We start from the raw sequence: 13,815 nt of genomic DNA, 5'->3' as shown, positions 1-13,815 counted from the left end.
TCGACGCAGCGGGATTCTAGGTCGACATCGACCATCCTGCCGGGCGAAACCATCGCAGGAGGGCGAAACCGGAGCGAACCGGGACGCAATGTGCTGACGGGTGCGCGGAGTACGAACACGAAGACGCCCGTCGGCGTACTGCCGACGGGCGCTGAGTGGAGAAGCTCCCCCGATTGGACTCGAACCAATAACCTGCCGGTTAACAGCCGGCTGCTCTGCCAATTGAGCTACAGGGGACCGTACACCGCCCGACCCGGATCTCTCCGACGCCGTGCGACGGGACAAGAGTACAGGACATCCCCCGGTGGTGGGCCAGTGGGTTCCGCCCCCGGCCACCCCTGATCAAGGCGTCCAGGTCAGCGTCGCGAGCCATCGACAATTCGGGTAAATCGTCATCCCGGCACAAGCAGGCTTGAGCGGAGAGCAGGATGGGTAGTTAGCTGCGGACAGAGGACGCAGGCGCGAATTCGTCGCTCCCGACGGGGCAACTCGCTGGGGCGACAGCGCGTCAGGTACGGAAGGAGCCGCCATGCGCGGAAAGATCATGTTCCTTGGCGGGCTGGCTGCGGGATTCGTCCTGGGCGCTCGTGCCGGCCGGGAAAAGTACGAAGAGCTCGTGGTCCAGGGCCGCAAGGTGCTCGACCACCCGACCGTCCAGGAGGCGGCCGGGGTCGCGCAGGCCCAGGCCAACCGGCTCTACAGCGAGGGCAAGGACAAGCTCGGCCAGACGAAGCTGGGCGAGAAGCTGGGCACGGGCAACGGCAGCACCGGCAAGCAGGAGCTGACCGCCGCCGACGACGCGTTCGCCGGCACGCCCGCCACCGTGGGCGCCAAGGCGGGCTCCGGCTCGTCGGGCACCAGCAGCACGGTCGGCACGACCTCCGGGTCGCCGTCGGCCACCACCCCCCGCACGAAGCCGTCCGGCTCGGGCACCAACGCCAGCACGCTCTGACCACCGCACGTCAACGGGCCGGTCGCCGCAGGGCGACCGGCCCGTGGTCTGTCCGGGTGCGGGTGACCGCCTACCCGGGGAGCGGTCAGTCCTTGCTGCTGAACGCCGCGTCGAAGGCGGCCGTCGGGGCGTCGAAGGCGAGCCGACGGACGAACTGCAACGCCTCCGGGGCGCCGACCAGTCGGTCCATCCCGGCGTCTTCCCACTCGATGGAGATCGGGCCGGTGTAGCCGATCGCGTTCAACGCCCGGAAGCAGTCCTCCCAGGGCACGTCGCCGTGCCCGGTGGAGACGAAGTCCCAGCCGCGGCGCAGGTCCGCCCAGGGCAGGTGGGAGGCGAGTCGGCCACGCCGGCCGTCCCCCGTGCGCACCTTGGCGTCCTTGCAGTCGACGTGGTAGATCCGGTCGGCGAAGTCGAAGATGAAGTTCACCGGGTCCAGCTCCTGCCAGACGAAGTGCGACGGGTCCCAGTTCAGCCCGAACGCGGGCCGGTTGCCGATCGCCTCCAGCGCCCGCTTGGTCGTCCAGTAGTCGTACGCGATCTCGCTGGGGTGCACCTCGTGCGCGAACCGCACCCCCACCTCGTCGAACACGTCGAGGATCGGGTTCCACCGGTCGGCGAAGTCCTGGTAGCCGCGCTCGATCATCGACGGCGGCACCGGCGGGAACATCGCCAGGGTGTGCCAGATCGACGAGCCGGTGAAGCCGACGACCGTCTTCACCCCGAGCTTCGCCGCCGCTCGCGCGGTGTCCTTGATTTCCTCGGCTGCCCGCTGGCGGACCCCCTCGGGCTCCCCGTCGCCCCAGATCCGGCCGGGCAGGATGTCCTGGTGCCGCTCGTCGATCGGGTGGTCGCAGACCGCCTGACCGACCAGGTGGTTGGAGATCGCGAAGACCTCAAGGTTGTGCTTGGCAAGGGTCTCCCGCTTGCGCTCGACGTACGAGTCGTCGGCGAGCGCCTTGTCGACCTCGAAGTGGTCGCCCCAGCAGGCGATCTCCAGACCGTCGTAGCCCCACTCGGAGGCGAGCCGGCAGACCTCCTCGAACGGCAGGTCGGCCCACTGGCCGGTGAAGAGCGTGATGGGTCGCGCCATTGTCCTTCTCCCCTGTTGTGATGGGGATTCCATGTGCGGACCGGGGCGAGGATGACCGGTCAGACCGGTACGCGGCTGCGGGACGGAACACCGGTGGATGCGGAACGCACCTGGGCCCGGCGGGTTGCGCCTCCCACCGGGTCACCGGCCACCGTCACGGTCGCCGCCCTCACCCTATTTCCGCCGCCCCCATCGCGAAAGCCCACCGCCCGGGGTAGTTCGGGCGGGTTCCGGCGGACGCGCCACGTCGCGGTGATGCTCGTCGATTCGGGTCAGGACCAGCGCGGGCCGCGCCGGACCGGCGGGCGGCTGCGGCCCCGCCACCGGTTCATCACTCCGCTACCTCTTCGGGCGCGGGCAGGACCGCACGGACGGTGAAGCCGCCGCCGGGGCGCGGGCCGGCGGAGAAGGTGCCGCCGATCCGCTCGGCGCGCCTGCGAATACCGAGCAGGCCGCGGCCGGGTTCGGAGGTGTCACCGCCCACCGGTCCGGGTCCGGCGCCGTCGTCGCGTACCTCGATGGTGATGCCCTTGGCGTCGTAGCGCAGCCGGACCGCTACCGGCCCGCCCGGGGCGTGCCGGCGCGCGTTGGTCAGCGCCTCCTCGATGATCCGGTACGCCGCCACGTCGACCGCGTCGGGGAGCGGCCGGGGCGGCCCGGCCAGGGTCCAGCGCACCGGCTGACCTGCGGCGAAACCCTCCACCAGCGCATCGAGGCGGTTCAGGCTGGGTGCCGGGCCGCCTGACTCGTCGGGCTCCTCAGCCCGGCGCAGCGCCCCGCGCAGCCGGTGCCCCTGCACCCGCGCCATCCGGCGCCACCGCGCGAAACGCCCCATGCCGGTCAAGGTACGGCAGCCGGTTGTGAGCCGGCCCGCGGAGTCCGTGGCCGCGCCCGGCGCGGAGTCCGTGGCCGCGCCCGGCGCGGAGTCCGTGGCCGCGCCCGGCGCGGAGTCCGTGGCCGCGCCCGGCGCGGAGTCCGTGGCCGCGCCCGGCGCGGAGTCCGCCGGCCCGACCCTCGGGGATCGCCGGTCAAGGTTCGCCGGTCGGGTGACCACCCCGCAGCGGCACGAGCGCGATACCTCAGAGGCATATTGATGCCTCAGAGGTATCGCGCTCGCGGCCGAGACCGGCCCGCCGGGCGGGGCACGCCCGGCGGGCCGGATCAGCGGGGTCGGATCAGCGAGGGATCAGGGCAGGGTCCACTTCTGGTTGGCCGCGCCGTTGCAGGTCCAGAGGTGCACGATCGTGCTGTCCGCGGAGTTGTTTCCGGAGACGTCGAGGCACTTGGCCGACGACGCGTTGCGCAGGCTGCCATCGGCCTGGGCGGCCCAGTTCTGCGCGCCGGTGCCGTTGCAGGTCCACAGCTGGATCTTGGTGCCGTCGGCGGTGCCGCTGCCGGACACGTCGAGGCACTTACCGAGCGCCTTGACCGTCGAGTTCGGCGTCACCGTCCAGGTCTGCGCCGTACTGCCGTTGCAGGTGTAGATCTGGATCTGGGTGCCGTCGGCGGTGCCGCCGGAACGCACGTCCAGGCACTTGCCGCCCAAGCCCTTGATCGGGCCGACCCCGGGGGTGCCGCCCCCGCCGCCCCTGACCAGGGTGAAGTCGTCCACGTCGAAGAGCCCCGTGCCACTACCGGTGAACGTGAGGTAGAGGTTCTGGGCGCCGGACGGGACGCCGGACAGTGCGGTGGTGACGTTCGCGAAGGTGGTCCAGCTGCCGGTGTTCGGCACCGCCACCGAGCCGAGCACCGGACCGGTGGCCGAGCCGGTACGCACCTGGATGGTGCCGCCCGCACCGCCGGAGACGACCCGGGACGTGAACGAGGTGACGCCGGTCAGGTTCACACCGTTGTACGCCGACCAGTCGCCCGGGTCGATGTAGCCGATGGTCTGGCCGCCGTTGGCGCCCGCCTTGGTGAACGGGGTGACCCCGTTGGCCGAGCTGAACGCCTCAGCCTGGATGGTGGTGTTCCCGGTCGGCGGTGGCGTGGTGCCCAACTCCTTGATCCGGATGTTGCGGAACGAGGCGTCGTCGCCGGTGCCGTGGTTCTGGATGCCGATGTGGCCGGCCAGCGAACGGACCGGGTTGGTGTTGGTGAAATCGTTGATCTTCACGCCGTTGAGGAAGATCTGCAGCCGCTCGCCCTCGACCAGCAGCTCGTAGGTGTTCCACTCCCCCGCCGCGTTGAGCGCCGCGTCACGGGCCGCGATGTCCGCGGACTTGAAGGTGTAGACCGACCCGGTGGTGCGATCGGCCGCGTCGGTGGCGTCGATCTGGATCTCGTAGCCGTTGTCCACTGCCGACCACGGGTCACTGGACGGTGGGAAGCCGATGAACACGCCCGAGTTGTCGTCGCCGGCCAGCTTCCAGTCCAGCTTCAGCGAGTAGTTGGTGAACTGCTTGGCGTTGTACCAGAGCATCCCCATGCCACCCACCGAGGTGAGGGTGGCGTCGGAGTTGGTGAAGTTGCCCGGGCCGGCCTGCGACCAGCCGCTGGTCGAGCCGTTGTAGAGCGGGGTGTAGCCAGTCTCGGGCCGGCAGTCGGCCTTGCTCCGACCGGCCGCGTACCGGATGCCGCCGAGCAGGTGAGCCCGGAACGCGGGCTCCGCGTACGACGACTGGGTGTGCCCGCCGCCGGTGTAGAAGGACCGGCCACCGTTGTAGCTCTTGCACCAGGAGTGCGGGTGGTCCGCGCCCATCCCGCCACCGGAGTACGACGACTCGTCCAGGGTGGCCAGCACGTGGGCGGTGGACCGGGCGTTGGTCCGGTAGTTGTACCACTCGTCGGTGCGGGTCCAGGTCTGCGGCAGGTGCGCGGTGGCCGCGTGCCCCCGGTCCTCCACCTTGACGTTGGCCTGCTGGATGGCCGGGTGCGAGGCGAACCACGCGCCGACCAGGTTGCCGTAGAACGGCCAGTCGTACTCGGTGTCGGCGGCGGCGTGCACACCCACGTACCCACGACCCGATCCGATGTACGACTCGAAGACGGTCTGCTGGCTGGCGTTGAGCACGTCGCCGGTGGTGTTGAGGAAGACCACCGCCTCGTACTGGTTGAGGTTCGCGGTGGTGAACGCCGCGGCGTCCTCAGTGGCGGTGACGGTGAAGTTGTTCGCCGCGCCCAGGTCCCGAATGGTCTGGATGCCGACCGGGATCGCGTCGTGGCGGAAGCCGGCGGTCTTGGAGAAGACCAGCACGTCGTAGGGGGCGTCGGCGGCGCTGGCCGGGGTGGCCGGGGTGGTACAGGCGATGACGGCGAGGACGGCGGTGGCCGCGCCGAGGACGGGTCGCAGGAGTCTGCGCATGTCGCTCTCCTAAGAACGGTTAGGAGGGGTCCCTTGCACCACACTAGGCGTTGACAAGGGGCCCCTCCTGTCAACTCAGGGCAGGGTCCACTTCTGGTTCGCGGCGGCGGTGCAGGTCCAGAGGTGCACGGCGGTGCTGTCCGCCGAGTTGTTTCCGGAGACGTCGAGGCACTTGCCGGACTGCGTGTTGCGCACCGTGCCGTCGGCCTGCGCGGCCCAGTTCTGCGCACCGGTCCCGTTGCAGGTCCAGAGCTGGATCTTGGTGCCGTCGGCCGAACCGCCGCCCGAGACGTCGAGGCACTTGCCCAATGCCTTGATCGTCGAGTTCGGCGTGACCGTCCAGGTCTGCGCCGTACTGCCGTTGCAGGTGTAGATCTGGATCTGGGTGCCGTCGGCGGTGGCGCCGGAGCGCACGTCCAGGCACTTGCCGGCCAGGCCCTTGATCGGACCGGCCCCGCCGGCGGGCGGCGCCCCGGTGGTGAAGGTGAACGCGTCCACGTCATAGAGCGCGCCGGTGCCCGACCCGGCGAACGTCAGGTAGAGCGTGGTGGTGCCGGTCGGCGGGTTGGTGATCGCCCCCGTCACCGTGGTGAAGGTTTCCCAGCCCCCGGTGACCGGGACGGTGGCCGAGCCGAGCACCGTGCCGGTGGCCGAGCCGGCCCGGACCTGGAGCGTGCCGCCGGCACCCGCCGAGGAGACCCGGGCGCTGAACGAGGTCACGTTGCCCAGCCGGTACGGCTGGAACGCGATCCAGTCGCCGTTGTTGATGTCGCCGACGGTCTTGCCACCCTCGGCCGGGGTCTTGCTGAACACGTTGATCCCGGACGAGGTGCCGAAGAACTCGGCCTGCCGGTGCCGCGGCGGCAGCGTGTGCTGGGTGTGCGTGGTCAGCCCACCGGCGTCGGTGTACTCGGCGTCGAAGATGGCGAAGATGTTCGCCGCGTCGTCGTGCTCACCGTCGACCGGGATGGTGATCGTGCCGGAGCAGCCGGTCTTGGAGGTGATCTGGTGCCCGTGCTGGTCGTGCCCGAGCACGTAGGTCATCTTGACCTTCGTGCAGTCGATCGTGCCGTCCTCCGGGTCGGTGACGGTGATGCTGAACGGCACCGTGTCGCCGAAGCTGAACAGTTGCCCGTTGCCGGGGCTGTTGATGGTCACCGTGGGCGCGGTGTTGCCGACGTTGATCACCACGCTGGCGCTGCCGGTGGCGCCCTGCGGGTCCCGCACGGTCAGCGTCGCGGTGTAGGTGCCGTTGGTGGTGTACGTCTTCGACGGGTTGGCCGCCGTGGAGGTGGTGCCGTCACCGAAGTTCCACGAGTACGTCAGTGCGCCGCCCTCGGGGTCGGACGAGCCGGCCGAGGAGAACGTCACCGCCAGAGGTGCGGCACCGGAGGTCCTGTTCGCGCTTGCCGTGGCGTTGGGCGCCCGGTTGCCGCCCCCGACGTAATCGAAGCGGTAGAGCGCGGAGTTGGCGTCACCGTTGAAGTAGCCGGTGCCGTAGTCGAGCACGTAGTACGCCCCGTCCGGGCCGAACGCCGAGTCCATCACCTGCTTGCCCGTCCAGGGGAAGCTGTCGATGGTGCCTCGGGAGCCGTCGGCGTTGACGTGGATCGGCTTGATCCAGCCACGGCCGAACTCGGTGGCGAAGAACTGCCCGTCGAACGACTGCGGGAACTTCGTCGTCGAGGTCGACGAGGCGTTGTACCGGTAGACCGGGCCGCCCATCGGCGACTCGGAGCCGCCACCGAACTCCGGCGGGGTGCCGGCGTCGCCGGCGTACCGGATCCAGGCCGGCTTGGCCGCCGGCAGGGTGCCCAGCCCGGTGTTGCGGAACGAGTTGTTGGTCGGCCCGCCGGTGCAGTTGTACTTCGCCCCGCCGGTGTTGGCCGCGAAGTCCCACTCGTTGTACGTCTCGGTGCTGGTGTTGGTGCCCGTGCAGTACGGCCAGCCGTAGTTGCCCGCCGCGTCGACCCGGTTGAACTCCACCTGGCCGGACGGCCCGCGGGTGGCGCTGGTGGTGCCGGCGTCCGGCCCGTAGTCACCGACGTAGACGACGCCGGTGGCCTTGTCCACGCTGATCCGGAACGGGTTGCGGAAGCCCATCGCGTAGATCTCCGACCGGGTCCTGGCCGTGCCGGGCGCGAACAGGTTGCCCGCCGGGATGGAGTACGTGCCGTTGGCGTTCACCTTGATCCGCAGGATCTTGCCGCGCAGGTCGTTGGTGTTGCCGGCGCTGCGCTGCGCGTCGTACGCCGGGTTGCGGTTGGTCCGCTCGTCGATCGGGGAGTAGCCGGCCGAGTCGAACGGGTTGCTGTCGTCGCCGGTGGAGAGGTAGAGGTTGCCGGCGGCGTCGAAGTCGATGTCCCCGCCGACGTGGCAGCACATCCCGCGATCGGCCGGCACGTCGAGCACGTCGACCTTGCTGGCCTGGTTGATCGTGAAGTCGGCGTTGAGGGTGAACCGGGAGAGCCGGTTGACGCCCTGCCAGGCCGAGAAGTCGGTGCCGGTGGCCGGCGCGTCGCCGGCGGGCGTGGCGAGCGGCGGGGCGTAGTAGAGGAAGATCTGCCGGTTGCTGGCGAAGTTCGGGTCGACCCCGACGCCCTGCAGCCCCTCCTCGTCGTGGTTGTAGACCGGCAGGGTGCCGATCACGGAGGTGGTGCCGTTGGCGTCGGTGCGGCGCAGTGTGCCGTTGCGGGCGGTGTGCAGGACCGAGCGGTCCGGCAGCACGGCCAGCGACATCGGTTCGCCCATCTCGGCCACGCCGCGGGCGAGCTCGACCTGCTGGAAGTCGGTGGCGTTGATCGGGTGCGCCTGGGCGGGGGTGGGGCCGCCGAGCGCGGCCGGGCCGGCGCCGAGTGCGACCGTGCCGGCTGCGGCCACCAGCAGCAGGGCCGATCCGGCGGAGAACCATCGTCGGGATCGGTGGGTGGGAGCATCCTTCATGGACATCGTTGTGCTGTCCCTTCCTGACGAATGACTGCCAGGCCGGACGCGCGCCGTCGCGCCGGATGCCGTAGCGGTGGTGGGGTGGGGTCGATGGGTTACCGCGCCGCCGGTTCACCTCGACGAAACATTGTCGTGTTGGCCACGACACTAAGTTGCGAGTGTCGATGTGTCTATACCTTCCGGCGAACCGGCGTGAACTTTCGTCGATTCGGCTGAAAGTCACCAGGCAGCGCCGTTCCCCAAAGACGGCGGACGATGTCCGGGGGGGCCGAGGCCAACGAACGCCGGCGAATCAGGCGCGGCGGTCGATCGCCTGTGCGGCCAGCGCGACCAGCGCGGCGCGGGCCTCGTCGGCCACCGTCGCGGTCTCCAGCGCGACCAGCGCGGCCTCGGTACGGACCCGGATCATCTGCTCGATCCGTTCCCGGGCGCCGGTCGCCTCGATGATCCCGCGCAGCTCCGCCGCGCCGTCAGCGTCCAGCGCTGGATTGCCGAACAGCTCCCGCAGCCGGGCGGTCTGCGGCCGGTCGGCGGCGCTACGGGCCAGTGCCATCATCACCGTCGGCTTGCCCTCGCGCAGGTCGTCCAGGACGGACTTGCCGGTGACCGCCGGGTCACCGAAGACGCCCAGCACGTCGTCGCGGAGTTGAAACGCGTCACCCAGCGGGTCACCGAACTCGCCCAGCGCGGCGATCAGCTCCGGCCCCGCACCGGCCAGGGCCGCACCGATCTGCAACGGCCGGGTCACCGTGTACCGGGCCGCCTTCATCCGGATCACGGTCAGCGCGCTGGCCACCGAGCCGTCGCCCACCCCGGAGACCAGGTCCAGGTACTCCCCCGCGATCACCTCGGTACGCATCAGCGCGAACATCCCGTACCCCCGGTGCACCTGCTCGGTACTCAGGCCGCACTCGTGGAACATCTGGTCCGACCAGGCCGCGCAGAGATCCCCGCAGAGCAGCGCGGTGTTGCGTCCGTACGCCTCGGGGTCGCCACGCCACGACGAGCGGGCGTGCAGATCGGCGAAGAGCCGGTGCACGGACGGCTCACCCCGGCGGCGGTCGCTGCCGTCCAGGATGTCGTCGTGGATCAGCGCGAACGCGTGGAACAGCTCCAGTGCCGCCGCGGCCACGACTATCGGGGTGCCGTCGGCCGCCCCGGCACCGCGCCAGCCCCAGTAGCAGAAGAGCGGTCGCAGCCGCTTGCCGCCGGCCAGCACGAACCGGTACAGCGCGGTGAACACGCCGCGCGGCGCGCCGTCCGGCCAGTCCGGGCCCTGCCGGTCGAGGAACCCGGCCAACTCCGCGTCGAAGCGAGCCCGCAGCCCGCTGGCGTCGGTGGGCGCGACGGTGACCGTCATGACCCCTCCCCCGGCCGGGCCGCCTCCGCGCCGCCCCCGGAGGTCAGCCCGGCCAGCTCCAGCAGCAGTGCCTTGACCTCGGTGGCGGCGATCCGCTCCCGGGCGGCGGCCGGGTCGGAGCAGAGCAGCACCGGAGCGTCCGCCGGGTCGGTCGGCAGCCGCCCGTGCGAGCCCCGTACCGCCCGCGCCCCGGCGTCCAGGCCGACCGCGCTCATCAGGTAGCGCATGCCCAGCTTCTTGCGGGCCAGCGCCACCCCGGCGCGACGCTTGGCCGCACCTGGCGCGGCCGGATCGAAGAACAGCTCGGCCGGGTCGTAACCCGGCTTCCGATGGATCTCCACCAGCCGGGCGAAGTCCGGTGCGCGGGCGTCGTCCAGCCAGTAGTAGTAGGTGAACCACGCGTCCGGCTCGGCCACCAGCACCAGCTCCCCGGCGCGTGGATGATCCAGCCCGTGCGCGGCCTTGCCCTCGGCGTCGAGCACCTCGGCCACGCCGGGCAGCCCGGCGCAGAGCTTCGCCACCGCCGGCACGTCGGCCGGGTCCCGGACGTAGACGTGCGCGACCTGGTGGTCGGCGACCGCGAACGCCCGGGACGTCCACGGGTCGAGGTACTCCATGCCGGCCTGGGTGTGCACCCGCAGCAGCCCTTCGGCGCGCAGCAGCCGGTTGACGTCCACCGGCCGGGACACGTCGGTGATGCCGTACTCCGAGAGCACCACCACCGTGGCATCGCGGGCCCGGGCGGCGTCCAGCAGCGGCCCGAGCACCGTGTCCAACTCGGCCGCCGCGGCAGCGGCCTGGGCCGAGGACGGGCCGTACCGTTGCAGGTCGTAGTCCAGGTGCGGGACGTAGACCAGGGTCAGGTCGGGCGACACGTCGGCCAGGATCTGTTCGGCCGCCTGGCAGATCCACCGTGACGAGGGCAGCCCGGCCGTCGGCCCCCAGTAGGTGAACAGGGGGAAGGTGCCCAGCCGCCCGGTGAGCGCGTCGTGCAGCTCCGGCGGGTCGGTGTAGCAGTCCGGCTCCTTGCGGCCGTCGGCGTAGTAGACCGGGCGCGGGGTGACCGTCCAGTCGACGTCCGCGCCCATGGCGTACCACCAGCAGACGTTGGCGACGGTGTAGCCGGGCTCGGCCCGACGGGCCGCCTGCCAGAGCTTCTCCCCGCCGACCAGCGCGTTGTGCTGCCGCCACAGCAGCACCTCACCCAGCTCCCGGAAGTACCACCCGTTGCCGACGATCCCGTGCCCGCTCGGCGGCTCGCCGGTGAGGAAGGTGGACTGCACCGAGCAGGTCACCGCGGGCAGCACGGTGCCCAGCTCGGCCCGGAAGCCGCCGTCGGCGACCCCCCGCAGCCGGGGCATGTGCGCCAGCAGTCGCGGGGTCAGCCCGACCACGTCGAGCACCACCAGTCGTCGGCTCATCGCGGCACCCCCGCGCAGGCCGTCGTGGTCAGCTCCGGGGTCAGGCCCAGGCCGACCAGCTCGGCGCGGGCGAAGGCCAGCTCGGCGGCGATGCCCGCGGCCAGCTCCGCGTCGGTGCCCGGCCGTCGCGCGGCCGGCAGCACCCCCCAGGTGTACGTCTCCACGTCGAGATGGTCACAGCCGGCCGCCGGTCCGGCGTAGAGCGCGGCCAGCGCGGCGCGCAGCACCGGCAGGGTGGAGCCGAGCGGCTCTTCGGGTGGGGCGTGCAGGGGCACGTGGTAGTGCACCCGCCACGGGCCGGGCAGCGCCGCGTCGAGCGCCGCGTCCAGGTCGTCGGCCGCGTACGCCGGGTCGGCCTGGTCGACCCCGCCCGCGCAGCCGGCGCTCCGGGTCTGGTGCAGGAAGCGCGGCTCCACCCAGCGGCGCAGCGCGTCGGCGCCGCCGGCCGGGTCTGCCGCCTCGACGGCGGCGGAGACCTGGACCTTGACCACCGGTAGGCCGGCCGTCCGCAGCCGGTCCAGCGCCGCGCCGGGCTCCTCCCACGCACAGGCCAGGTGGGCGAGGTCGAGGCAGATGCCCAACCGCTCAGTGTCCATACCGGACAGTAGCGTGGCGGCCTGGCCGGTGCTCTCCACCACACAGCCAGGCTCCGGCTCGAAGCCGACCCGCACCTGCCGGCCGGTGTCCCGCTGCACCGCGGCCAGGCCGGCGGCGAGCTGGTCCAGCCGACGTCGGGCGGCATCGGCCTGGTCGGCGCCCCAGGGCTGCCGCCAGGCCAGCGGCAGGGTGGAGATCGAGCCCCGGGCGGCGTCGTCGGGTAGCAGGTCGGCGAGCACCCGGGCCAGATCCAGGGTGTACGTCAACCGCTGCTCGGTGGTCCAGTCGGGACGGTAGACGTCATGCTTGACCACCGGCGCCTGGAAGGCCGCGTACGGGAAGCCGTTGAGGGTCACCACCTCCAGCCCGCGCGCGTCCAGCTCGGCGCGCAGCCGGCGGCGCAGCGCCGGATCGGCGGCCAGCTCGGCGGCGACCGGTGCGGCCAGCCACAGGCCGAGGCCGAGCAGGTCGGAGCCGAGCGCCGCGCGTACCGGTACGGCGTAGGTGTCCAGTTGGGCGAGGATGCCGGCGAACTCCTCGGCGGGGTGCACGTTGGTGCAGTAGCCGAGGTGGACGGTCTCGCCGCCGGCATGCCGCAGCCGCATCAGCTACCACCGCGCAGGATCGAGTTGCCGGTCTGCGGGTCCACGGCGGCGGCGGAGTCCAGGTCGCTCAGGTCGAGCCGGCCGGACTGCCCGTAGAACTCCACCGGGTTGCGCCACAGCACCCGGTCGACGTCGTCGTCGGTGAACCCGGCCAGCAGCATCGCCTCGCCGGTGGCCCGGGTCAGCAGCGGGTCGGAGCGCCCCCAGTCGGCGGCCGAGTTGACCAGCATCCGCTCGGTCCCGTACTCCCGCAGCAGCTCCACCATGCGGGGCGGGGACATCTTGGTGTCCGGGTAGATGGAGAAGCCCAGCCAGCAGCCGGTGTCCCGGACCAGCTTGACGGTCACCTCGTTGAGGTGGTCGACCACCACCCGGCCCGGCTCGATGCCGGACTCGTTGACCACGGCGAGGGTGCGCTCGACGCCCCGCGCCTTGTCCCGGTGCGGGGTGTGCACCAGCGCCGGCAGGTCGTGCGCCACGGCCAGCGCGAGCTGCGCGGCGAACGCCTCGTCCTCCTCCGGGGTCATCGAGTCGTACCCGATCTCGCCGACCGCGACCACCGCGTCCTTGTCCAGGTAGCGGGGCAGCAGGTCGAGCACCGGCCGGCAGCGCGGGTCGTTGGCCTCCTTGGGGTTCAGCGCCACCGTGGCGTGGTGCCGTACCCCGAACTGCCCGGCCCGGAACGGTTCCCAGCCGATCAGGGAGTCGAAGTAGTCGGCGAACGAGGCGGCGCTGGTGCGCGGCTGGCCCAGCCAGAACGACGGCTCCACCACGGCCCGGACCCCGGCGGCGGCCATCCGTTCGTAGTCGTCCGTGGTGCGTGAGGTCATGTGGATGTGCGGGTCGAAGATGCGCATCACGCCTCCGTGGGGGTGGGCCGGTCGACGGTGCCGGTCCCGCCGCTGTGCGCGGTGAGCCGGTCGAGCAGGGCGGTGGCGTCGGCGGGCAGCTCCCGGCCGGCGGCGTGCCGCTCGGCGGCCAGCGCGGCCAGCATCGCGGCCAGTTCCCCGTCGGCGCGGGTGTCGAGATCGGCCACCACGGCCAGCGGCACGCCGGAGAACACGCACTTGAGCACCGCCTGCCGCCAGGCCGCTGGATCGAGGTGCCGCGCGTACGGGCCGAGCGCGGCGGCGACCAGCCGGGTGTCGTTGGTCCGGATCGCGTCGTGCAGCAGCGGCACCCCGGCGGCGCCGATCGGCAGCAGCGGCAGGGCGCGCAGCACGGCTCGCCGTTCGGCGGCGTCGCCGTTCCGGTAGAGGGTGTCGGCGTACTCGCCGTGCTCGGCGGGCAGGGCGGTGAGCAGCAGCACCCGGGCCGCGTCGTCGGCGGTCCAGCCGGGGACGTCGGGCAGCGCGGCCCGGCCGCAGCGCCGGCCGGCGGCCGGGAACAACCGGGTGATCGCGGTGGGCTCGGCCCCGACCCGGCGCAGCGCCGTGTCCAGCCAGTCAGGGTCGGGTACGCCCCGCAGCGCGGCCCGTAGTGAATCCGGTGTCATCCCGTCTCCTCCCTCGTGCTGCTCCGCAGGTGCCCCAGGGCA

At 71.8% G+C, this 13,815-nt stretch carries 10 protein-coding genes and 1 tRNA gene; 1 reads left to right on the top strand and 10 read right to left on the bottom strand.

Features of this window, described 5'->3' with window-relative positions; translation table 11 throughout:
* Positions 1-164 precede the first annotated feature (164 nt).
* Positions 165-237, bottom strand: a tRNA-Asn gene (locus tag OG990_RS00790).
* Between the two features lie 292 nt (positions 238-529).
* On the opposite strand from OG990_RS00790, the gene OG990_RS00785 reads away from it, so the two are divergent.
* Positions 530-952, top strand: coding sequence for a hypothetical protein (locus OG990_RS00785; protein WP_328419212.1), 423 nt, complete (start codon positions 530-532; stop codon positions 950-952).
* 85 nt (positions 953-1,037) lie between these two features.
* Here the strand turns inward: OG990_RS00785 and OG990_RS00780 are convergent, their stop codons facing one another.
* The 9 genes from OG990_RS00780 to OG990_RS00740 form a co-directional block, all read right to left on the bottom strand.
* Positions 1,038-2,045: a sugar phosphate isomerase/epimerase family protein gene (locus OG990_RS00780; RefSeq protein ID WP_355609593.1), complete on the bottom strand. Its 1,008-nt coding sequence runs from the start codon at positions 2,043-2,045 to the stop codon at positions 1,038-1,040.
* A 331-nt stretch (positions 2,046-2,376) separates the two neighbouring features.
* On the bottom strand, positions 2,377-2,880 hold the full coding sequence (locus tag OG990_RS00775) for an ATP-binding protein (protein ID WP_328419216.1): 504 nt from the start codon (positions 2,878-2,880) through the stop codon (positions 2,377-2,379).
* Positions 2,881-3,231: 351 nt separating this feature from the next.
* The gene (locus OG990_RS00770; RefSeq protein WP_386984398.1) at positions 3,232-5,349 is read right to left on the bottom strand and encodes a ThuA domain-containing protein; all 2,118 of its coding nucleotides are present in this window, start codon (positions 5,347-5,349) and stop codon (positions 3,232-3,234) included.
* A gap of 75 nt (positions 5,350-5,424) precedes the next feature.
* Positions 5,425-8,298, bottom strand: a complete 2,874-nt coding sequence (locus tag OG990_RS00765; RefSeq protein WP_406078591.1) for a PQQ-dependent sugar dehydrogenase — start codon at positions 8,296-8,298, stop codon at positions 5,425-5,427.
* 289 nt (positions 8,299-8,587) lie between these two features.
* Complete coding sequence (locus OG990_RS00760; RefSeq protein WP_328419222.1) at positions 8,588-9,655, bottom strand: polyprenyl synthetase family protein; 1,068 nt, start codon at positions 9,653-9,655, stop codon at positions 8,588-8,590.
* Complete coding sequence (locus OG990_RS00755) at positions 9,652-11,076, bottom strand: alkaline phosphatase family protein (protein WP_406078590.1); 1,425 nt, start codon at positions 11,074-11,076, stop codon at positions 9,652-9,654. Before OG990_RS00755 ends, OG990_RS00760 begins: the two co-directional genes overlap by 4 nt.
* Positions 11,073-12,278, bottom strand: coding sequence for a metabolite traffic protein EboE (gene eboE, locus OG990_RS00750; RefSeq protein ID WP_406078589.1), 1,206 nt, complete (start codon positions 12,276-12,278; stop codon positions 11,073-11,075). Before eboE ends, OG990_RS00755 begins: the two co-directional genes overlap by 4 nt.
* Positions 12,278-13,135 carry a TatD family hydrolase gene (locus OG990_RS00745; protein ID WP_328419228.1) on the bottom strand — a complete coding sequence of 286 codons (858 nt, stop codon included), beginning with the start codon at positions 13,133-13,135 and terminating at the stop codon, positions 12,278-12,280. The genes eboE and OG990_RS00745 overlap by 1 nt, the downstream gene beginning before the upstream one ends.
* On the bottom strand, positions 13,135-13,773 hold the full coding sequence (locus OG990_RS00740; RefSeq protein WP_328419229.1) for an EboA domain-containing protein: 639 nt from the start codon (positions 13,771-13,773) through the stop codon (positions 13,135-13,137). Before OG990_RS00740 ends, OG990_RS00745 begins: the two co-directional genes overlap by 1 nt.
* Positions 13,774-13,815: the final 42 nt, after the last annotated feature.

Origin of the sequence: Micromonospora sp. NBC_00858 (assembly GCF_045207365.1) — a bacterium.
Classification (GTDB): domain Bacteria; phylum Actinomycetota; class Actinomycetes; order Mycobacteriales; family Micromonosporaceae; genus Micromonospora.
The sequence above is the reverse complement of the archived record's forward strand: the minus strand, read 5'-3'. Positions and strand labels throughout refer to the sequence as shown.

Coding starts and splice junctions, on each gene's coding strand:
- OG990_RS00785 (WP_328419212.1), top strand. CDS start 530: ATGCGCGGAAAGATCATGTTCCTTGGCGGGCTGGCTGCGGGATTCGTC.
- OG990_RS00780 (WP_355609593.1), bottom strand. CDS start 2,045: ATGGCGCGACCCATCACGCTCTTCACCGGCCAGTGGGCCGACCTGCCG.
- OG990_RS00775 (WP_328419216.1), bottom strand. CDS start 2,880: ATGGGGCGTTTCGCGCGGTGGCGCCGGATGGCGCGGGTGCAGGGGCAC.
- OG990_RS00770 (WP_386984398.1), bottom strand. CDS start 5,349: ATGCGCAGACTCCTGCGACCCGTCCTCGGCGCGGCCACCGCCGTCCTC.
- OG990_RS00765 (WP_406078591.1), bottom strand. CDS start 8,298: ATGTCCATGAAGGATGCTCCCACCCACCGATCCCGACGATGGTTCTCC.
- OG990_RS00760 (WP_328419222.1), bottom strand. CDS start 9,655: ATGACGGTCACCGTCGCGCCCACCGACGCCAGCGGGCTGCGGGCTCGC.
- OG990_RS00755 (WP_406078590.1), bottom strand. CDS start 11,076: ATGAGCCGACGACTGGTGGTGCTCGACGTGGTCGGGCTGACCCCGCGA.
- eboE (WP_406078589.1), bottom strand. CDS start 12,278: ATGCGGCTGCGGCATGCCGGCGGCGAGACCGTCCACCTCGGCTACTGC.
- OG990_RS00745 (WP_328419228.1), bottom strand. CDS start 13,135: ATGCGCATCTTCGACCCGCACATCCACATGACCTCACGCACCACGGAC.
- OG990_RS00740 (WP_328419229.1), bottom strand. CDS start 13,773: ATGACACCGGATTCACTACGGGCCGCGCTGCGGGGCGTACCCGACCCT.